The organism is Virgibacillus sp. L01, assembly GCF_052246775.1.
Taxonomy (GTDB): domain Bacteria; phylum Bacillota; class Bacilli; order Bacillales; family Amphibacillaceae; genus Lentibacillus.
In genome coordinates, this window is the sequence record NZ_JBQQCP010000001.1 from 258446 (window position 1) to 277399 (window position 18954).

The window sequence follows — 18954 nt, forward strand, 5'->3', positions numbered from 1 at the left end:
TTGTAAGCTAAAGAACAACAACCCCGTTTTCCACATGGAGAGCGGGGTTGTTCTATTTATGAAGGGAGAAAATAATATGATGAAAGAAGCAATTTATCACCGGCCGAAGAATAGTTTTGCATACGCATATGACGAACGAACATTACACATCCGTTTACGTACGAAGAAAAATGATGTAGAAACAGTAAAACTGATTCATGGTGACCCATATGATTGGGCTAAGGAAGGCTGGCAGTTTCAGTATACAGATATGTTCCTGCAGGCATCAGATGAGTTATTTGATTATTGGCTTATCAAAATCACCCCCCCTTACCGTCGATTACGTTACGGATTCGCACTTTACAACGGCGATGAACAACTCGTTTATGCCGAAAGAGGCTTCTCAGATGAACCGCCGTTAGATGATATTCAGTATTACTTTTGTTTTCCATTTTTGAATGAGGTTGATGTATTTAACTCACCAGAATGGGTGAAAGACACTGTTTGGTATCAAATTTTCCCGGAACGATTTGCAAATGGCGATCATTCACTTGACCCAGCAGGAACACTTGAATGGGACAGCGCTCAACCACAACAGGAAAACTTTTTTGGTGGTGATTTTCAAGGAATAATTGATCATTTGGATTATCTGGTTGACTTAGGTATAAACGGAATCTATTTCACACCTATCTTTAAAGCGCACTCTAATCACAAGTACGATACAATCGACTACATGGAAATTGATCCGCAATTTGGAGACAAGGAAACATTCAGGAGATTAGTTAATATGTGTCATGAAAAAGGAATCCGTATCATGCTTGATGCAGTATTTAATCATAGTGGTTACTACTTCCCACCGTTTCAGGATGTTCTGAAAAATGGTGATAAGTCACTATACAAAGACTGGTTCCACATTAGAGGGTTTCCTGTTAAAACAAAGCCTGAACCTAATTTTGAATCATTTGCATTTACTCCACATATGCCGAAATTGAATACCGAAAACCCGGAAGTCAAAGCATATCTGTTAAAGGTTGCTGCCTACTGGATTGAGGAGTTTGATATCGATGGCTGGCGCCTTGATGTCGCGAATGAAGTAGACCATCAGTTTTGGCGAGAGTTCAGGCAAGAAGTGAAGGCCTTAAAGCCCGACGCTTATATATTAGGAGAGATATGGCATGACTCGATGCCTTGGCTGCAAGGTGATCAGTTTGATGCGGTAATGAATTATCCATTCACACTCGCAGCTCTTGATTATTTAGCAAAAGACACGAAAAATGCAGATGAGTTTGCAAACCAGGTTTCAAATGTCCTATGTTCATACCCGGAAAATGTTAATGAAACAGCCTTTAACTTGCTGGGAAGTCATGATACTGAGCGTGTACTTACCTTGTGCAGCGAGGACAAACAAAAGGTAAGATTGTTATTTTTACTCCAAATGTCGTTTCCTGGAACACCTTGTATTTATTATGGGGACGAAATTGCCATGTCAGGCGGAGAAGACCCGGAGTGCAGAAAATGTATGAAATGGGATGAAAAACAACAGGATTTGTATTTAAAAGCCTTTGTCAAAAAATTAATTAAGCTGCGGAAAACCGAGCCAGCGTTTGGCAGTAAAGGAGAGTTTAGTATTGTGGAGTCAAGTTCTGAAACAAACCATCTTGTATACACAAAATCATTTAACAATGAAGTGATCTATTTTGTAATAAACCCTTCAAGTAAGCCTATATCAATAACGATAAATGGGAAAAAGGCTACTAATCTATGGACCGGCAAGCAGGTTTCAGCAGCTGATAATCTACTGCAGCTAGATGCAGGAGCGAATGACTTTTTAATCATGAAAGTGTGATGGAGGTAAGCCTATGACCCAACAATGGTGGGAAGAAAGTGTTGTCTATCAAATCTATCCACGGAGTTTTAACGATAGTAATAATGATGGTATCGGTGATAATCAATGGGATTATCCAAAAACTTGATTATTTAAAGCAACTTGGGATTGATGTCATCTGGCTCTCCCCTGTTTACGAATCACCAAACGATGACAACGGATACGATATCAGCGATTATAGAAAGATAATGAGCGATTTCGGTACCATGGAAGACTGGGACAGGATGCTTCAAGAAATACACAAACGTAACATGAAATTGATTATGGATCTGGTAGTCAACCATACTTCTGACGAGCATAACTGGTTCGTCGAATCACGAAAATCAACAGACAATGCCTTCCGTGATTATTACATCTGGCGTGACAAGCCAAATAATTGGGACTCTGCATTTATTGGGTCCGCCTGGAAATATGATAAGGTAACAAATCAGTATTATTTACACTTATTTTCACAGAAACAACCTGACTTAAACTGAGAAAACCCAGATGTCCGAAATGACCTTTATACGATGATGACTTGGTGGCTTGATAAAGGTGTTGACGGCTTTCGAATGGATGTAATTAACTTTATTTCGAAAAACCAGCGCCTGCCAGATGGAGGGTGTCGAAGAAGATGCATTATTAGAAACAATTCTTGCAAACTCACGGGATAATGCACGTACACCGATGCAGTGGGACTCCAGTGCGAATGCCGCGTTTACAGAAACAATACCATGGCTCCAAGTAAACCCAAATTATGTTGATATTAATGCTGCAAAGGCGGTTGCTGATCCAGACCCAATCTATCATCACTACAAGCAGCTTATTGGTGGTAAGTAATTTCACAAGTAAATTCGTCCATTTTGATATACCAGAAGACTTCCTAAAGGCTACTAAACTAATCGGAAATTATCACGAACATAATGAAGATTCAAGACAAAAGCTGGAATTAAAACCATATGCATCCTGCGTATATTATGACGCTGATTCCTAATTGGGATCAGCGTACTGATTCATTATCAGCACCATATAAGTGCCCATTACATACCCTACTACTGATAAAACTCCAGGGGGAATGCAAACATGTATTACACGATGGTCCCAGTAGCGTATGCTTATCCACCAGGAAATCCAAATGGTATGCAGCATCCTTATAATCTAAATCATCCAGAAGGACTTCCACGAAATAAATCTAAGAAAGATAATACAAATCCAACTCAAAAAGCCGGTCACACACATGCTCATTATGGTGCAACAACCTGCAATGATAAACATACCCATTTACATCCAGGTGTCACCAGCACACCAATCGAAACGAGTGACGGTCACGTACACAAGATCTACGGAAACACAACCTTTGATTATGGACATATTCATTATTATGAGGCCCAAACAAGCCCGCCAATTCCATTAGGTAATGGTTATCACACCCATTACGCCGAGATAAAGACAACTGAAAATGATGGTCATACCCATACGATAAAAGGATACACACGGGCTTCGAAAAGCTAAGTTGAGGGAATTAGAAATTGCATAATAATTAGCATACATTTCGCCTTGTTGGTGAAGAATCCATTTTTAACGGAATGAGGAACCGCTTCGACTTGGCGGATCCTCATTCCGTTATTTCCTTGAAAAACCTCATTTTAGGCTTGGGGGCGGATTCTCATTCCGCTATTTGTCATTTTGGCCTCAAATTTGGCTGATTTTCTGCTATTAACGGAACGAGGATCCGTCTCACGCTTCCGAGAGCACCTTTTCTGTTAAATAACGGAATGAGGATTCACTTCGATTGTTTGTTGGGTCCTCATCCCTAGTGGCTAAATTTCATCCCCTTTATATATATTCCTGAGAGTTTAAGTACGACGATATCATACAACTAACACCTGGAAAATCCAATTACACTCATAAATAACCTACCCTTGTCAGAGGGTCACTATTGTATACAAATACTTAATTGAGTTAGACTATACCAAAATACTAAAAGGAAAAAGGTGGTACCTCTATGTCTCAAGAGAAGTTTACAAACAGATTGGCTAATGAAAAATCACCTTATCTGTTGCAGCATGCCGAGAACCCTGTTGACTGGTATCCATGGAGTGAAGAGGCATTCGAAAAAGCAAGACAGGAAGATAAGCCGATATTCCTTTCCATAGGCTACTCAACTTGCCATTGGTGTCATGTTCTCGCCCATGAATCATTTGAGGATGATGAGGTCGCTGCATACTTAAATGACCATTATGTATCTATAAAAGTCGACCGGGAAGAACGTCCTGATATAGATTCTGTCTACATGACAGTTTGTCAGATGATGACTGGACAGGGTGGCTGGCCACTATCTATTTTTATGACACCAGAAAAAGTGCCGTTTTATGCTGGCACCTATTTTCCACGTGAAAGCAAATACGGGATGCCCGGCATCATGGAAGTATTCACGCAATTATATCAAAAATACAAAGAAGACCCTGATCACATTAAAGAAGTTACCAAGAGTGTAACGGATGCCTTAGACAAAACAGTCACAACTAAAAGTGAAAACAGATTAACACAAGAAATGACCGATCAGGTATATAAGCAACTTGGGAAACGATTCGATTTCGCAAATGGCGGGTTTGGATCCGCACCTAAATTTCCTACGCCTCAAAATCTGTTATATTTATTGCGTTATTATCATTTTACAGGCAAATCTGCTGCACTCAAAATGGCTGAAAGTACATTGCAGGCCATGGCAAATGGGGGAATATATGACCATGTGGGATTCGGTTTCGCGCGGTATTCCACTGATGAAAAATGGCTCGTTCCTCACTTTGAAAAAATGCTCTATGATAATGCGTTATTATTAATTGCATACACAGAATGCTATCAAATCACCAAAAATCCACTTTACCAAAAAATAAGTGAACAGATTATTAAGTTTGTCATGCGGGAAATGCGCAGTTCTGAAGGGGCGTTCTACTCCGCAATTGACGCTGATTCTGAAGGTGTAGAAGGCAAATATTATGTGTGGGACTATGGTGAAATTTTTACTATCCTCGGCGAAGACCTTGGTGACCTATATGCATCCGTGTATGGAATTACTCCAGAAGGTAATTTTGAAGGAAAAAATGTACCAAACCTAAACGAAGCAAACCTGGAGTCTATAGCAGATGAACATAACTTTACAATCGATGAACTGAATCAACACCTTGAAGAAGCACGCGTTAAGTTATTAACTACACGCGAAGAGCGTGTATACCCACATGTTGATGACAAGATTCTAACATCCTGGAATGCTATGATGATCACCGCCCTCGCTAAAGCTGGAAAAGTATTCGAGGAAGAGCAATATATTAAAACCGCCGAAACTGCCATAGATTTCATCGAAACAAATCTGGTAAAAAAAGGTCGGGTTATGGCCCGCTATCGTGATGGTGACGTGAAATTTAACGGCTATCTTGATGACTATGCCTTTTTACTGTGGGCTAACGTGGAATTATATGAGGCAACCTTTTCATTGACTTACCTAAAAAAAGCCAGAGGACTTGCAGACAATATGATTGACTTATTTTGGGATAACGAACAAGGAGGATTTTTCTTTAGCGGAGAAGATAGTGAAAATTTATTATCAAGGGAGAAAGAAATATATGACGGTGCCCTGCCATCAGGTAATAGCGTTGCAGCCGCTATGCTGGCACGTTTAGGCTATTCAACTGGTGAAACAGTCTATCTCGATAAGCTTGAAGAAATGTACTATGCCTTTTACGAGGAAGTTAAACAAGGTGTAGCAGCAAGCACAAATTTTGTTCAAAGCCTGTTGCTGACAGAAAATCCTACAAAGGAAGTCGTCGTTTTAGGAAATGACAAGAATTTTCTAGCGATGCTCCAGCAAGAATTCTTACCGAATGTAACATTGCTTGCAAGTAAAAATGCTGAACAATTAGCTGAAGTCGCACCTTTTGCCAGTGATTATCGTAAAATAGGTGATGAGCCTACCATTTACGTATGTGAAAACTTCGCGTGTAAACAACCCACGACCGATGTGGAGAAAGCTCTTAAAATGGTTACCGGATAAATAGTATGCCGCTACGAATTACGTAGCGGCATTTCACTTAATGTGAGACAGTACATCTAAACAGCCGCTACCCTGCCCTGTTTGATGTACTATTCTTTGGCGCCCCACCGTTGATATTGTGAATTTCAGCGGGGATATTGTGATCTTGAGCCGAATGTGTGACAACTTCAGCTAAATTGCATAAATCACTTCGATTCCTATGGTAGAATGTAATTAAACACCTCATAAAGGAGAATCCAAATGCTGAAAATAAAAATGAATGTCCAAACAGCCTATCACGGAGACCTACTGCGAGAAGGTAAAGTCTATGAAATTGACGAAACCACTGCCAAACGTTGGATTGCCAGTAAAATCGCTGCTCCAGTTGACGAATAAAAAAACAGCCAACCATATCACAGGAAAGACTGTTTTAAAAAACTTCTAAAAGCTGAAGGATAGCTGGTCCTAATAGAATGATAAATAACGTTGGAAAGATGAATAGAACTAGCGGAAACATCATCTTAATAGGCGCCTTCATTGCAGCTTCCTCTGCCCGTTGGCGCCTGCGTTCACGTATGTCCTCGGTTTGAACACGTAACACTGAAACCATTCCGATACCAAGCTTCTCTGCCTGTACAATGTTGAAAATTAACGTCCTTAAATCATCTGACAAGATCCTGTCATTCATTGCATTTAATGCTTCTTTCCTTGTTTTCCCTAAACGCATTTCTTCCAATGTAACCTTAAATTCGTCAGCTAATACCCCTTTTTTCTTTGCAGCTACCTGACTGACTGCTGCGTCAAATCCCAGTCCAGCCTCCAAACTAATCGTAAGTAAATCCAGGACATCAGGCAGACTTTTTTCAGCCAATTTACTTCTTCTCTCAATTTTCGTCTTAAGATAGTATTTCGGGAGAACAACAGCAACTGCTAACCCCATAATTGCTAATAGCAACAGAAGTGGAACGGAAACACTTAATAAGAGACCATACCCTATACCAATAGCCGAAAATGTTACAACCATAATTAGCTGCAGCATTTTAAACTCTACTGGACTTAACCCAAATGGTTGTCCCGCTTGCAGTAATTTCACTTCGATCTTAGAAGCCTCTTCCTGACCCAATTTATTACTGTATTTACGTTTGATCTTCTTCCAAACTGGAAAAACAACACGCTCATAAAAGGAAGGTAATTCCTCATCAGCGGCATCGCTTTGGCCAGTCTCAGGTATATTGTTTATAAAATAAGTTTGAATACGGCCTTGAACTTTCCCCCGTCTTCCTGAGCAATATGCCACAACTCCATATGAAATTAAGCTGATACTTAGAAAAAAGCTGATATACATTGCTAGCATCATTACACCTCAATAGTAGTTATTTTACGAATTAAGAAAAACCCAACAATTCCACCAACCAATGCTGCACCAAGCATTAATTGACCAATCGGATTTACAAAGAGCGTTGTGATGTACTCTGGATTCATCAGATAAATAATAAAACCGAGGGCAACTGGTAATAAACTAATTACAATTCCGGATAACCTGCCCTGTGCAGTCAATGTTTTAATCTGATTTTCAATCTTTGTTCTTTCACGGGTTGTCTCAACAATTTTGTCCAGCAAATAGGCTAAATTCCCACCTACTTGCCGTTGTATTAAGATCGCATCAACTAGCAATCCGAGATCATCACTTGGCATCCTTTTTTGCCATTCTAATAAGGCATCTTCCAAACTTGTTCCATATTGCATCGACTTGATAATATGTTCCACTTCTTCTCTAATTGGTGAATAGGATTCCTGTGAAACCATTTGCAGTGATTGCACGAAACTGAAACCTGCCCGCAATGAGCCAATTATCGATGTAATCATTCCAGGTAAACCTTCGTTAAACGCTTTAATTCGCTTTCGTTGCTTCCTTTTCAGCCAAATTTCAGGAACAAAATAACCAAAAACGACTCCAATAATCCCCAATAGAATACCGCCATTCATTTGAAGAATACCTCCAATAATAACAGCCAACAACCAGCGAAACGCGACAAACTCTTCCGGTTTTATTGGAAGTCCGGCCACACTAAGTCTATCTTCCAGCGTATTACGCCTCTTACTTGGTTTTTTCTTTCGAATCAATAGCATTTTGAGTCGCTGGTTTGCGTTTTTTAGAAGCTCCGAAATGGATAGTGATTTTTGCACAATTGCTTCATCATCTTTTTTTGCCCCGCGCAAATTACTGATTGCTAACAGAAAAAGAAAAACCGATATAAATACTGAAATTAATAAAAGTGCTTCCATTTATATCACTCCATTTTTTCCGAAAAAATAGATGGCGGGAGCGTAATGCCCTGATACTCCATCTGTTCATAGAATTTTGGCCGAATCCCAGTAGGTACGAGCTTGCCTAAAATTTTCCCATCATCATCAACACCAAACTGTCTGAACGTAAAAATGTCCTGTAATACAATCACATCACCTTCAAGACCTTGTACTTCCGTTATATTTGTAATCCGTCTGGTGCCATCCTTCAACCGGGATTGCTGGATAATAACGTCAAGCGCACCGGCAATTTGTTCACGGATTGCTTTAATTGGCAGATCCATGCCAGCCATTAGGACCATTGTTTCCAAACGTGAAACCATATCCCTCGGACTATTCGAGTGTCCAGTTGCCAATGAGCCATCATGACCGGTATTCATCGCCTGAAGCATATCTAACGCCTCACCACTTCGAACCTCACCAATAACAATTCGATCCGGTCGCATCCGCAGTGAATTTCGAACAAGGTCACGGATTGAAATCGCACCCTTCCCTTCAATATTCGGTGGACGCGTTTCAAGCGAGACGACGTGATCCTGCCCGAGCTGCAGTTCCGCAGCATCCTCAATTGTTACAATACGATCCGTGTTTGAAATAAAAGACGATAGTACATTTAATGTTGTTGTTTTTCCAGAACCTGTTCCACCACTTACAAAGATATTTAATTTGGAGGCAACACACGCCTGCACAAATTCAGCCATCTCCTGACTGAGTGTCCCAAATTGTATTAGATCATGAATAGTAAATGGATCTTTAGAAAACTTACGAATCGTTATTGTCGGTCCGCCAAGTGCAAGTGGTGGGATGATTGCATTCACACGTGACCCATCTTTAAGCCGGGCATCAACCATTGGGCTGCTTTCATCTATTCGGCGGCCAAGTGGAGCAACAATCTTTTCCAAAACTGCCGAAACATGATCATTGTCACGGAAAGTGATATCAGTAAGCTCTAAACGTCCTTTCCGCTCAGCATATACTTGATTGGGTCCATTAACCATTACCTCCGTAACACTCTCATCATTCAACAAAGGCGTGATCGGACCATATCCAGTAAGGTCGTTCTCGATTTCTTCTTTTAGATTATTCCGATCATCTGCACGACGAAGCTTATAATTATTTTCGTTTATTATTTCAGAGATAATCGTATCAAGGTCAGATACAATATCGTTGACATCTTCGTCTTTTCGCTCGCGAATAATGTACTTAAAGACAAGGCTTTTTACTTCACGATATTCTTGAGACACAGCAGTTTTTTTAGTTTGTCTAGGCTTTGGAGAAGGTTCAATTGCATTAAGGGTTCTCGGTTGTTCCTGTTCTATTTGTGCTTTTATTTTATCCTCGTTTATGGGTTCTCCAGAATTCGCTTTTGTCTCACTTTTGGACTGTAGCTTTTCTAATAAACTCATTCGGTCTTCCCTCGCAATCGTTTACTTTTTCTGATGCGGATAAGTCCGCGTATTGGCAGCTTTTTAGAAACACTTCGCTCAACTGTAAACAGTTTTTTAGCGAGGCGCTCTATTCCTTTTGAAAACTCAAGCTTTGGCTGACTTTGAACAATTGGAACACCTATATCCAACGAATGTGAAACATGTTTTAGATCATATGGTAAATAAAATACGTCAGCTATTTTTGCAAGCTCCGGGATGCTCTCTCTTTTCATTACCGAAGGAGCTGTTGATTGGTTAACAATTAACCTGACTCTATCCTTTAATCCAAGCGCATCTAAAGTTTCGATCATTAATCTGGCATTTTTTAAGGAGGCCATTCCCGGGGTTGCCGTTACAAGTATTTGATCTGCCTTTTCCACAACCTGTAAAGTTTGGTCTGTCAGCCCTGTCTGGGTTTCTACAAATAGGATTTCTGACACAGCGTGTAATGCATCGATAACTGCCGAAATCTGTTCATTGTCGATCATATCGGCATACTCCGGACGTTTTGGGGCGGCTATTAAATCAATACCAGAGGAATGGGTGGAATAGTAATTAACACTATTTTCGCTGTCATCTCGTTCTGCGATTTCCTTTATCGTTAAAATAGGATCAAGGTCAAGTGCCATCGCGAGGTCACCAAACTGCAGGTCTCCGTCTATAACACTAACATTTGACCCTCTTGCAGATAAGAAGGCTGCCAGGTTAGCGGTTATAATAGTGCGGCCCTGTCCACCGGTGGCGCTGCAGACAGCAACTACTTGTCTCTTTTTTGTAGTATCAATTGCCACTGCTAATCCCCCCTTTATTCATCCTCATGCTTTACAATACGGCTGCTTACCCATCCACTTTTCTTGTTATTTGTTTTCACTTTAAACCAGACACGTCCATCATCATCTGTATCCTGTTCATTCAAAAAAAGTAAAGCAGTCCCCTGATCGACAACTGTTAGAACCGGTGCCGTTAATTGGGGTGCTTTACGGATAATCGACCGTTCCGGGGTTGTAACAAAACGGGTATCTGTTTCATCACCAATTTTCGCTTCACTTCCCCCGTTCTCCTTTTCTTTCTCATTCTTTTTTTCCTTTGATTCCTGCTCTTCTTCCACATTAACTGAATCAGCTTTACTGTACAAAGCAAGATGAATACTTCCTAATTCACTGGCATGGACAAGTTCTACTGAACCTTCTTTTGAAAGTTCCAGTGTCACTGTCATGTATGTTTTTTCAACATCGCCATCTTTCTTTTCAACCATTCGTTCACCAACTGCCAGCACGCGTACCTTCTCCAAAATTAAATCCGTTTCGATGAGGGGAATAGACTTATCTAAAACAACATTAGACATCACATCCACATAATCTCCTGGTACTATCAGGTTAGAGACCGATTCATCAAATTCTACTTTAACGGAAACCCCGCGTTTATTCTCAGTGATTTTCCTGGAAACGACATCAGTTATTTCTTCTTTTGTTCGGATTCGGTGATTCATTATAACTTCTCCGGCTTTAATATCAGCTGAGGCAAATTTTCCTATCACCTTATCCTTCTCCTTCACAGACTCTGTATGTACTTGATCTTTAGGAACTTCTACCGTTTTCAGGTTTTCATCCGTTATTTTTTGATCGACTGCGATATCAGTATTTGCAGTTACAACTTCCACCATCTCTGTTTTTTCAGTAGAAGTCGAACTTGCTGGTGAAGATTGGCTCATAACCATATAAAAAATTCCTGTTGTAATAATCCCTGAAATAAGTGCAAGTAGTACTATTCGTCTAGCTTTCATGTATGTGTTCACCTACTCTATCAATTTGACTGCATATGCGCCACGGTCCAATGGTCCATTATCACCAGTAAAGCCTGTGCCAGTTCGTTTTATAAAAATACCGTTTATCGAATCGTCTGTTGAGCTCATTGGCTCTGTTACATAAAAATAAGCAAAACCGGTAATCTCAATACTTTTCATCTGATTTGAATCAACTTCATGCGGCGCATACACTATAACAAGCATTACCCTAGGACAATCTCTGTGCTCGTATTCACCATCTGGATAGGGACAATTATCTATTCTGTAATTGATGGCGTCACGAGTTTTACCAGCAATATTACCTGTTTGTGTATTAATGATATCGCCAATTTCTAAGTTCTCATCGAAGCCAGTCGTTAAACTTTCGCTATATAATTTTGCACCAGGGCCGTCCAATGCTAGCACTCCAAAGTTTCCAGCCTCGGAATCACCTGAGTCCACTTTCAGCGAATAGGTGTCTCCGTAAACCAGTTCGACTGATTCATCAATTCCTAGTGGCACTGCACCTTTGGCTTTTGCCATCGGGTTAAGTGCTGCCTTTGCATTGACATGAATAGGTACACTTTCAAGCCCAAATAGTTTCGAAAAGAATAAGGGTACATCTTTGGATAGTTCGACTTCCAATTGGTGTTCAACATCAAGGTTAACCTGATTTTGAGTGCCAGTTTCTCCGTGTTCTTCTATAATTCTATCGACAACATTATTTACATCTGCATCTGAATTAGGAATTTCCTGCGCACCTGACAATGCCGCTGCATTAGCAGTTTTCTGCAAATGACTCTTCGTCATGAATAAGTGTCCGCCATCAATGACTAAACCTACTATTAACAGCAAACCACCCAGTGCTAAGGCAACTAGGATCATTGCATTACCTTGTTCATTCCTTTTTAACCTTTTCAGCACGCTTCCTCACCTCTCATCACTCAACCCGTATAGTGGAACTGGTCTTGACAGTATAGGGAATAGCAGCATCCCCAAGTACATTGAGAAATTCCTCTGGATATGTCAGCGTTACTGTTACATATTCACCGGATGAACGTTGAGGTTCTTCAGGAGAGATGGCGACATCCAGATCGGTTATTTCACCGATATCAAAATTGTTCTGCGCATAGGTGCGAACAGCCTCATCACCTTGCCCTAAGCCAGCTATCCTTACAGACTCCTGGGTAATTAACTCAAGCTGTAGATGGGTATACAAAACTCTTCCAAAGTCAAAAATACCTACCACTAGCATAAGCAGTATAGGTAAGATTAGCGCAAACTCCACTAATGATTGACCATCTTCATTTTTGATCATAAAAAACGCCATCCTTGCATCACCATGCAGAGAACCGCCCCGCTAGCAATTGCTACACCATACGGATATGTTGCCGCTAAGGAGCCTCTTGATATTCCACCTCTAAGGATGACACCACTCTTTAGACTAGTAACATAATAGGCAATTGATTTAAAAACACCACTCCGGAATATGATAATTCCTACCGCTAGCAATGCTCCTAGCAAGGCAATATAAATAAATGATTGAAAGACAAAAGCTCCACCTTTCATTGCACCAATTAATGCGAGCAGTTTGACATCTCCTGCTCCCATCCCACCCATAAGGTACGGAATAAGCAGCAAACCAAGTCCAATCAAAAAACCAATGAAAGAATGGGATAATCCTTCTAAACCACTTGTAATCAAGTGATAGATAAAGCTAACCAACAATGCTGGATAAATAACTTTGTTATAGATTTTTCTGCTTTTCAGATCTGTAATTACACAAATTAATAGAATCACTAGTAGAAAAATATCGAGCATCATGACCATCCCTTCATTCGTAGTTTGATTGATTTAGTTAAAAAGGACCCAAGGGGAAGGGTCCTTCTATCACTTAATTTTTGTTAGGCACCTGTAGTAGAGCCACCAGGTAGTTTTGATACTATATCATTAAATAATGTTTTTATATCTGTACCTACTAGAGTTAATGCCGCTATTACCACTACCGCAATCAACCCTAAAATTAACCCATACTCAACCATACCTTGTCCTTCTTCTTCAATAAACAATCCTTTTAGCTTGTTTAACATGTAAACCTCTCCTTTTATATAAAATATATTAATTCCTGTTTAAATGACTTCCTCGTGCTCTCTTTTAACAAAATAGACAGCTTGTCCAACATTTACAGCAGAAGTTTTGACCTTACCAGCCGGTAGTTCAAGCACTGATTGTACATTGGAAAATCGTTTACCAATTTTACCTGGAGCAAGATTTTCCTCCATTCCAACAATTTCGTTCTCTTGGCTAAGATATAATATATCAATGCGGCATTTCATAAAGAACGTATGAATTGATGAACATGGAGCGATATGCATTGCAAAATTATCTGGTAAACTTTTTACAAACATTAACCCCTTTAGTCTTTTCCAAAATGAATTGGCTGTCTGTACATCACTAGCGATTAGTTGGCCAGTATCTTTGTTGACCAATTTGATCGGTAGCACCCCCACTTCTGTACTTATTCTGTTGTACAGCTACTTTTGCAATCTGTATGTCCTATTATGCCGAAAATTGTATAAATCCGTTATCCCTCAGTATTCCCGTTATGCATTTTTTCCGGATATTAAGAATGCCTTCCTATAATTCAGGGAAATCAGACAATAAGTGATACTTTTGACTTAGGAATACCGTGCTAAAAGATACATAAATCACACCAAAATTCTTACAAAAACCGACACTTTATACACCGCGGGTCTAAATACCCAACGTAAATAGACCCCCAAAATGGGAGGTCTAACTAGAATGTGATTGTTCATACCTTAATCGATATACCTTTGATATAGCATGGGCACGATCCGATACATCAAGTTTTTGAAAAATCCTTGTAACATGATTCTTCACAGTATGACCGCTAATATATAACTTCTCTCCGATTTCCCTATTATTCAAACCTTGGATCACAAGATCAAGTACCTCCTGTTCTCTAGGGGAAATCTTCAATTCCTTAATTGTCTGTTCAATGGATTCAATTTTCCCTTTACTCTGCAGTTTTGCAATAGATGGAACTTCTTCCTCAATTAGCTGCCCATCATGAATAAATGCTATGAATTTAGTAATAATTTCACTGGGCTTAGTTGTAAGGGATTTTATTGTTTCCAGATTATTATATTTCAAATAAGTTAAAATAAGTGCTAAAGATTGACTTTCCAAGCTTACTTCATCCCATTGGTCTGCTGATTTTCCCTCCATAAGATCATTGGCATCCTCTACAATGCTTGCGACTCTGTTATCGGGGATTAATTCTCTAATAAAAGCTGGATCATAATTATAAAGTAGACAGCTGTTGATTAATTCATCTACATTCCACGATGACAGTCCCAATTTCGCGGTAAATTCCCCTGCAAGTTGAGACGCTTTTTTTGCCTTGACGAATGCTTCTATGTCAAATTGCCCGGTTGCCTGGTACAGGGAGTGAATTTGCTTATTCTCTTTACCACTGTCCTGATTTTGTGCTAACTGTAAACTAACTCCACCTATTATTGACAATGTCTGTAAAAACTTCATGTCATCATTTAAACGGGTTTGCGCCATGGAATTAGTCCCAACGCATAAGACACCAAGCAGATCATCCTTATAAAATAATGGACACTCAATTACTGGATGTTCCCAACTGGTTTCGTCTGAACTATTTTTTAATTCAACATTTGTACTAACCTTCTGTGCATTGTTATAATACCGGTTAATAACATCCTGTGCATATCCCCCCATATTTTCATTGTGTGCCCCACGGGAGACCAGTTTCATCTTTCCGCTTGCTGAATCTTTCAGGACCATGCATGAAAAGGGACCTTCCACTAAGCTAAGACTAATATCTACCAGTATATAAATAATCCGTTTATATTCAGGTCTAGTGACCATCATTTTACATATTTCAACAAGTGAAGATAACCTCTGGTGTTGCTGTGTATTTTCATCTGTCAAATTACCTGTCAGCAGACTTTTTTCTAAAATTATTGCTAACGTTTTGGCATATTCAAGTTCGGCAGAAAATGTGTTACGTGTCATATTCCCACCAAAGAATAATGCTAATGAACCGTCATGTTTTGTAATTGGAAAACAGTAAAAGGAAGCGGGATGGAATTGATATTTATTAAAAAAATAGGACCTTGGATCATTCTTAATATTTTCCCAGTATTCATTATTACCGGTAATAAGAACCCGGCCTAGAAACCCTTCACCCTCTGAGAACTCGGCATTTATTAATTGCTGTGCAGTTTCCCCTGCAATATGTGTTATAGAGTAGGTTTCATCATCACGTCTTTCAGCTAGTCCCATAAAATCCAAATCATTACGTTTATCAAGGAATTTCTTCAATAAACTACCAGTTTCTATTTCACTGTTTTGAAAAGCCTCCGCGAGCAATTCACTATAAATTTGGTGGGATCTATACTCGCTTTCCTTTTCAGAATAGGCAGCAGAGAGTTTAATCAATTTATTAACCCAACTGACCCATTCACGTTTGTTCGCTACCGTAAGTATTGGCGTTTCATCAAGAACTCGTTCCCATCCATTTACATTTGGATAGTTACTTTCCAATTGGTTTTTAACTAAGTGTTTGGTTTCTTCCTCAATCATTAAGCCTGCCCATAAAAAGTATGTAGACTCTCCTGATGTCACAGGGGCGATGATTGTGTGAATTCCGGGCCATATTTCATAAACCAACGGATTATTTATGTTTTTCGCTTCGTTCAATGTCTTTTTCATCACAGTAAGTAAACTGTCATGCTGCTGGTGAAGCAACGTGATACAAAGTTGATTTTCCCCTTTTATCGGCAGTACAAGTTCTCCTTGTACGTCAGTTATCATAACGGAAAGCATGAAACGCTCACCAGAAATATCAAGAATTTCTTCCAATACTTCTATATTTATATTTTGATTCATGTACCCTCAGGTGTAATTTTACCTTCGAGCTCTGTTATGATAAAAGGTTCTTTATACCGGTATAATGGTAAGGATTCATCGTCCAATAACTGCAATATCCCTTGCTTCACCAATAGTTCCAATACTGGAACAATAATTTCCCTTTTTCTTCCTAGCCGCTGCTCTAAGCCATCAATCGATTCAATCATATAAGGATTTGATTGGAATAGCATAGTACATTCCGCCCTCAACGGCAATAGATCATCCTTTACCATGGGATTTCCTCCTCTTAATTTCCAATTACTCCTTCAATCATTTTACTATGTAAGGCTATTTTGTTTGCACATATTTACCCTACTTTAAAAACTATTAAACTAACGATTGCATTAGTCGGGAAATCAGGCTCCTTTTTTGTACATATAATCCATAATCCAGGATTCGATAATGATGCTCCCCCTCAGCAATCCGTGTACCGCGCATTTTTAATACCTCAATCGTCCGTTTACGTAAAGTACGGAAACGCTTCTTCATTGCTAACCGAACATAACCATCGAATACAAAATGCTCAACTGATACAGTTCCCGACATAAAGGCAGATTGCTCCTGAATAAGGATAGAAGTCAGACCATGCTTACGCAGCACATTTCGCAATGTGTAAAGTACTTTCCGCTCATTACCGTTTACGTACTTTAACAGACTTATACTATCAATCACAATCCGCTTACAATCAATTTCCTTAATCATTTCCTCGAACAACCCGTCCGGTTTAACCATTTGATCTATAAGAATTTCTGGCGAAAGACCAATAACACGGAGTTTGTTTTCCTGTTCAAGTTTACGTAAATCCCAGTTAAATATTTTCATATCTTCATAAATCTGTTCAGGGAATTCTTCAAATGTAATAAAAATTCCATGCTCATTTTGCTTTCTAATACCTTCAAGTAAAAACTGAATACCAAACGTTGTCTTTCCAGTTCCCGGTCCGCCTTCTACAATTGTAGTGCTACCTTGTGGGAAACCTCCGAATAAAACGTTATCTAATCCTGGAATTCCTGAAGCAGTTTTTTGTCGCATTATCTCACCTATCCTTTTCAGTCAGGAACATTTATCCGTAACAGCATAAGTATAGAAAAGATACATCCTATCTTATACCAGCAATCCTGCTAAATATATCCCCTACTGTTCTCATTTTAATTTATACGCTGTTCCTACTAATATCGACTACTAGTATCAGGTGATAAATAATAACAAAGACTCAGAATTATTGATAAAATGAGGTATTTAGTTCCTGCTATACCTGAATTTAACAAAAAACCGGGACTATTAATTTAGATAGTGATTTCTGAATCTATCTTAATTTGCTTGGCTTATCAGCTCTTTAATTACTTATGCAATTAGAATTTCTTAACCTCAATTTCATAATACTTATATTCATCGTTTATCCGGGCGATTTTGCGGACTTATATTTTATCATTCGTTAATTCCAAAGTACTACTATCATTGTATTGAATCAACTGCTGTGGAAATCAAAAAGCCCCTTAACAATGTTCATGCTGAACAAAGTTAAGGGGCATTTATAATTCTATATAGATTGCTACTTCGCAAAGAACGCTTCTGCTTGTTCCAAGTAAGTTTCCTGATCCGGTGTTAAATCATATTCTTCCACAATCGCATCAACTGGGCATACCGATTTACATGCACCACAATCAATACAAACGTCTGGATCTATGTAGTATTGCTCCGGTCCTTTTTCAATGCAATCAACCGGGCAAACAGTCAAACATTCGGCTGATTGTTCCTGGCGGCATGGGTCCAATATTACAAAAGCCATCTATCGCACCCTCCTCTAATTCGTTAGTAACTACATTTAAATGATACACGAAGTAAGACATACAAGTAAACAGATCAATTTACAGTTTTTCAAAATATAGGTGGTAATGCACTGAACAACCAGGATTAAACGTCGCACCACATGACAGACAGCTGTTTCCGCTATTTAGATACTCATTTATCGTTAGTTCTGTTTTACACTTGCCACATAAAACAGCTTTTTGATTAAAATCCTCTCGCGGCCATACGCTTGCAGCCCCGCATCCATACTGTTGGTGACATTGATAGCATGAAAAATATTCGTTACAACAATAGAAATTTATAGCAATCCTATCATAATCACTATAATAGTGGCTGCAACGTGTTTCAGTATCAATTGCTCCATTTACTTTCATTTGAATACCCCCAGATTATCTCTGGAAATAGTATATCATATTAGTTTTATTCAATGATGTCCCGGGAACTGTTATGTATAATCAATTAAAAGGAGTGCTTGAATGATGAAAAATTATAGCGTAGCACCTAATCAGGATGCATCAGCATGGATTGTAAAATTGGAGGATATAGCGCCCGCCGAAGAATTCGACGCAAAAGATGATGCCATTGCAAAAGCCGAGGAAATGGCACAAGAAAACAGTCCAAGTAAGCTTATTGTTTTGGATAAAGAACATAATATTACACATGAGGAAAGATTTTAACAGAAATCCCAAAAGCTATCTTTTGGGATTTATTAGTTATATTATACATAGTAATATATTCCTAAAGTTGAGTTGACATAAAGCTTAAACCCCTATATATTTATAATAGTTAAATA

Annotated in this window: 22 protein-coding genes and 1 pseudogene; 8 read left to right on the forward strand and 15 right to left on the reverse strand. The window is 39.1% G+C overall.

Going from position 1 to position 18954, the window contains the following annotated elements:
* Positions 1–76: 76 nt before the first annotated feature.
* The 7 genes and pseudogenes from ACTWQM_RS01195 to ACTWQM_RS01225 all read left to right on the forward strand — a co-directional run bounded on the left by ACTWQM_RS01195 (position 77) and on the right by ACTWQM_RS01225 (position 6269).
* A complete protein-coding gene (locus tag ACTWQM_RS01195; RefSeq protein ID WP_443256341.1) occupies positions 77–1825 on the forward strand; it encodes an alpha-glycosidase in 1749 nt (582 codons plus the stop codon).
* Positions 1826–1838: 13 nt separating this feature from the next.
* Positions 1839–2457: pseudogene (locus ACTWQM_RS01200) on the forward strand (alpha-amylase family glycosyl hydrolase); the annotation flags it as partial.
* A 1-nt stretch (position 2458) separates the two neighbouring features.
* Positions 2459–2683, forward strand: a complete 225-nt coding sequence (locus ACTWQM_RS01205; RefSeq protein WP_443256342.1) for an alpha-amylase family glycosyl hydrolase — start codon at positions 2459–2461, stop codon at positions 2681–2683.
* Positions 2613–2837, forward strand: a complete 225-nt coding sequence (locus tag ACTWQM_RS01210; RefSeq protein ID WP_443257068.1) for a hypothetical protein — start codon at positions 2613–2615, stop codon at positions 2835–2837. Before ACTWQM_RS01205 ends, ACTWQM_RS01210 begins: the two co-directional genes overlap by 71 nt.
* Before the next feature lie 89 nt (positions 2838–2926).
* The gene (locus ACTWQM_RS01215; protein ID WP_443256343.1) at positions 2927–3355 is read left to right on the forward strand and encodes a YmaF family protein; all 429 of its coding nucleotides are present in this window, start codon (positions 2927–2929) and stop codon (positions 3353–3355) included.
* 493 nt (positions 3356–3848) lie between these two features.
* On the forward strand, positions 3849–5894 hold the full coding sequence (locus ACTWQM_RS01220) for a thioredoxin domain-containing protein (RefSeq protein ID WP_443256344.1): 2046 nt from the start codon (positions 3849–3851) through the stop codon (positions 5892–5894).
* A 240-nt stretch (positions 5895–6134) separates the two neighbouring features.
* Positions 6135–6269 carry a hypothetical protein gene (locus ACTWQM_RS01225; RefSeq protein WP_443256345.1) on the forward strand — a complete coding sequence of 45 codons (135 nt, stop codon included), beginning with the start codon at positions 6135–6137 and terminating at the stop codon, positions 6267–6269.
* A gap of 34 nt (positions 6270–6303) precedes the next feature.
* Here ACTWQM_RS01225 and ACTWQM_RS01230 read toward each other — a convergent pair whose 3' ends face one another.
* The 15 genes from ACTWQM_RS01230 to ACTWQM_RS01300 form a co-directional block, all read right to left on the reverse strand.
* Complete coding sequence (locus ACTWQM_RS01230) at positions 6304–7227, reverse strand: type II secretion system F family protein (RefSeq protein WP_443256346.1); 924 nt, start codon at positions 7225–7227, stop codon at positions 6304–6306.
* A gap of 2 nt (positions 7228–7229) precedes the next feature.
* Entirely contained in the window at positions 7230–8159 is a 930-nt protein-coding gene (locus ACTWQM_RS01235; protein WP_443256347.1) for a type II secretion system F family protein, read from the reverse strand.
* Positions 8160–8164: 5 nt separating this feature from the next.
* Positions 8165–9586, reverse strand: coding sequence for a CpaF family protein (locus ACTWQM_RS01240; RefSeq protein ID WP_443256348.1), 1422 nt, complete (start codon positions 9584–9586; stop codon positions 8165–8167).
* The gene (locus ACTWQM_RS01245; RefSeq protein WP_443256349.1) at positions 9583–10398 is read right to left on the reverse strand and encodes an AAA family ATPase; all 816 of its coding nucleotides are present in this window, start codon (positions 10396–10398) and stop codon (positions 9583–9585) included. The genes ACTWQM_RS01240 and ACTWQM_RS01245 overlap by 4 nt, the downstream gene beginning before the upstream one ends.
* Before the next feature lie 14 nt (positions 10399–10412).
* A complete protein-coding gene (gene cpaB / locus ACTWQM_RS01250) occupies positions 10413–11390 on the reverse strand; it encodes a Flp pilus assembly protein CpaB (protein ID WP_443256350.1) in 978 nt (325 codons plus the stop codon).
* A 12-nt stretch (positions 11391–11402) separates the two neighbouring features.
* Positions 11403–12314, reverse strand: coding sequence for a pilus assembly protein TadG-related protein (locus tag ACTWQM_RS01255; protein ID WP_443256351.1), 912 nt, complete (start codon positions 12312–12314; stop codon positions 11403–11405).
* A 16-nt stretch (positions 12315–12330) separates the two neighbouring features.
* On the reverse strand, positions 12331–12708 hold the full coding sequence (locus ACTWQM_RS01260; protein WP_443256352.1) for a TadE/TadG family type IV pilus assembly protein: 378 nt from the start codon (positions 12706–12708) through the stop codon (positions 12331–12333).
* A complete protein-coding gene (locus ACTWQM_RS01265) occupies positions 12705–13214 on the reverse strand; it encodes an A24 family peptidase (protein ID WP_443256353.1) in 510 nt (169 codons plus the stop codon). Before ACTWQM_RS01265 ends, ACTWQM_RS01260 begins: the two co-directional genes overlap by 4 nt.
* 80 nt (positions 13215–13294) lie before the next feature.
* Positions 13295–13480: a Flp family type IVb pilin gene (locus tag ACTWQM_RS01270; protein ID WP_443256354.1), complete on the reverse strand. Its 186-nt coding sequence runs from the start codon at positions 13478–13480 to the stop codon at positions 13295–13297.
* A gap of 39 nt (positions 13481–13519) precedes the next feature.
* Positions 13520–13894: a DUF192 domain-containing protein gene (locus tag ACTWQM_RS01275; RefSeq protein WP_443256355.1), complete on the reverse strand. Its 375-nt coding sequence runs from the start codon at positions 13892–13894 to the stop codon at positions 13520–13522.
* A 289-nt stretch (positions 13895–14183) separates the two neighbouring features.
* Positions 14184–16331 (reverse strand): LuxR C-terminal-related transcriptional regulator, encoded by a 2148-nt coding sequence (locus tag ACTWQM_RS01280; RefSeq protein ID WP_443256356.1) that lies wholly within the window; start codon positions 16329–16331, stop codon positions 14184–14186.
* A complete protein-coding gene (locus ACTWQM_RS01285; protein ID WP_443256357.1) occupies positions 16328–16585 on the reverse strand; it encodes a hypothetical protein in 258 nt (85 codons plus the stop codon). Before ACTWQM_RS01285 ends, ACTWQM_RS01280 begins: the two co-directional genes overlap by 4 nt.
* Before the next feature lie 94 nt (positions 16586–16679).
* Complete coding sequence (locus tag ACTWQM_RS01290) at positions 16680–17384, reverse strand: ATPase domain-containing protein (protein ID WP_443256358.1); 705 nt, start codon at positions 17382–17384, stop codon at positions 16680–16682.
* Between the two features lie 520 nt (positions 17385–17904).
* A complete protein-coding gene (locus ACTWQM_RS01295; RefSeq protein ID WP_443256359.1) occupies positions 17905–18141 on the reverse strand; it encodes an indolepyruvate ferredoxin oxidoreductase subunit alpha in 237 nt (78 codons plus the stop codon).
* A 79-nt stretch (positions 18142–18220) separates the two neighbouring features.
* On the reverse strand, positions 18221–18535 hold the full coding sequence (locus tag ACTWQM_RS01300; RefSeq protein ID WP_443256360.1) for a CHY zinc finger protein: 315 nt from the start codon (positions 18533–18535) through the stop codon (positions 18221–18223).
* A 102-nt stretch (positions 18536–18637) separates the two neighbouring features.
* On the opposite strand from ACTWQM_RS01300, the gene ACTWQM_RS01305 reads away from it, so the two are divergent.
* Positions 18638–18838, forward strand: coding sequence for a DUF2188 domain-containing protein (locus tag ACTWQM_RS01305; RefSeq protein WP_443256361.1), 201 nt, complete (start codon positions 18638–18640; stop codon positions 18836–18838).
* Positions 18839–18954 lie beyond the last annotated feature (116 nt).

What these genes read in the sequence shown, in the direction of transcription:
- ACTWQM_RS01195 (WP_443256341.1), top strand. Translation starts at nt 77, where the DNA reads ATGATGAAAGAAGCAATTTATCACCGGCCGAAGAATAGTTTTGCATAC.
- ACTWQM_RS01205 (WP_443256342.1), top strand. Translation starts at nt 2,459, where the DNA reads ATGGAGGGTGTCGAAGAAGATGCATTATTAGAAACAATTCTTGCAAAC.
- ACTWQM_RS01210 (WP_443257068.1), top strand. Translation starts at nt 2,613, where the DNA reads ATGCTGCAAAGGCGGTTGCTGATCCAGACCCAATCTATCATCACTACA.
- ACTWQM_RS01215 (WP_443256343.1), top strand. Translation starts at nt 2,927, where the DNA reads ATGTATTACACGATGGTCCCAGTAGCGTATGCTTATCCACCAGGAAAT.
- ACTWQM_RS01220 (WP_443256344.1), top strand. Translation starts at nt 3,849, where the DNA reads ATGTCTCAAGAGAAGTTTACAAACAGATTGGCTAATGAAAAATCACCT.
- ACTWQM_RS01225 (WP_443256345.1), top strand. Translation starts at nt 6,135, where the DNA reads ATGCTGAAAATAAAAATGAATGTCCAAACAGCCTATCACGGAGACCTA.
- ACTWQM_RS01230 (WP_443256346.1), bottom strand. Translation starts at nt 7,227, where the DNA reads ATGCTAGCAATGTATATCAGCTTTTTTCTAAGTATCAGCTTAATTTCA.
- ACTWQM_RS01235 (WP_443256347.1), bottom strand. Translation starts at nt 8,159, where the DNA reads ATGGAAGCACTTTTATTAATTTCAGTATTTATATCGGTTTTTCTTTTT.
- ACTWQM_RS01240 (WP_443256348.1), bottom strand. Translation starts at nt 9,586, where the DNA reads ATGAGTTTATTAGAAAAGCTACAGTCCAAAAGTGAGACAAAAGCGAAT.
- cpaB (WP_443256350.1), bottom strand. Translation starts at nt 11,390, where the DNA reads ATGAAAGCTAGACGAATAGTACTACTTGCACTTATTTCAGGGATTATT.
- ACTWQM_RS01260 (WP_443256352.1), bottom strand. Translation starts at nt 12,708, where the DNA reads ATGATCAAAAATGAAGATGGTCAATCATTAGTGGAGTTTGCGCTAATC.
- ACTWQM_RS01265 (WP_443256353.1), bottom strand. Translation starts at nt 13,214, where the DNA reads ATGATGCTCGATATTTTTCTACTAGTGATTCTATTAATTTGTGTAATT.
- ACTWQM_RS01270 (WP_443256354.1), bottom strand. Translation starts at nt 13,480, where the DNA reads ATGTTAAACAAGCTAAAAGGATTGTTTATTGAAGAAGAAGGACAAGGT.
- ACTWQM_RS01280 (WP_443256356.1), bottom strand. Translation starts at nt 16,331, where the DNA reads ATGAATCAAAATATAAATATAGAAGTATTGGAAGAAATTCTTGATATT.
- ACTWQM_RS01285 (WP_443256357.1), bottom strand. Translation starts at nt 16,585, where the DNA reads ATGGTAAAGGATGATCTATTGCCGTTGAGGGCGGAATGTACTATGCTA.
- ACTWQM_RS01290 (WP_443256358.1), bottom strand. Translation starts at nt 17,384, where the DNA reads ATGCGACAAAAAACTGCTTCAGGAATTCCAGGATTAGATAACGTTTTA.
- ACTWQM_RS01295 (WP_443256359.1), bottom strand. Translation starts at nt 18,141, where the DNA reads ATGGCTTTTGTAATATTGGACCCATGCCGCCAGGAACAATCAGCCGAA.
- ACTWQM_RS01300 (WP_443256360.1), bottom strand. Translation starts at nt 18,535, where the DNA reads ATGAAAGTAAATGGAGCAATTGATACTGAAACACGTTGCAGCCACTAT.
- ACTWQM_RS01305 (WP_443256361.1), top strand. Translation starts at nt 18,638, where the DNA reads ATGATGAAAAATTATAGCGTAGCACCTAATCAGGATGCATCAGCATGG.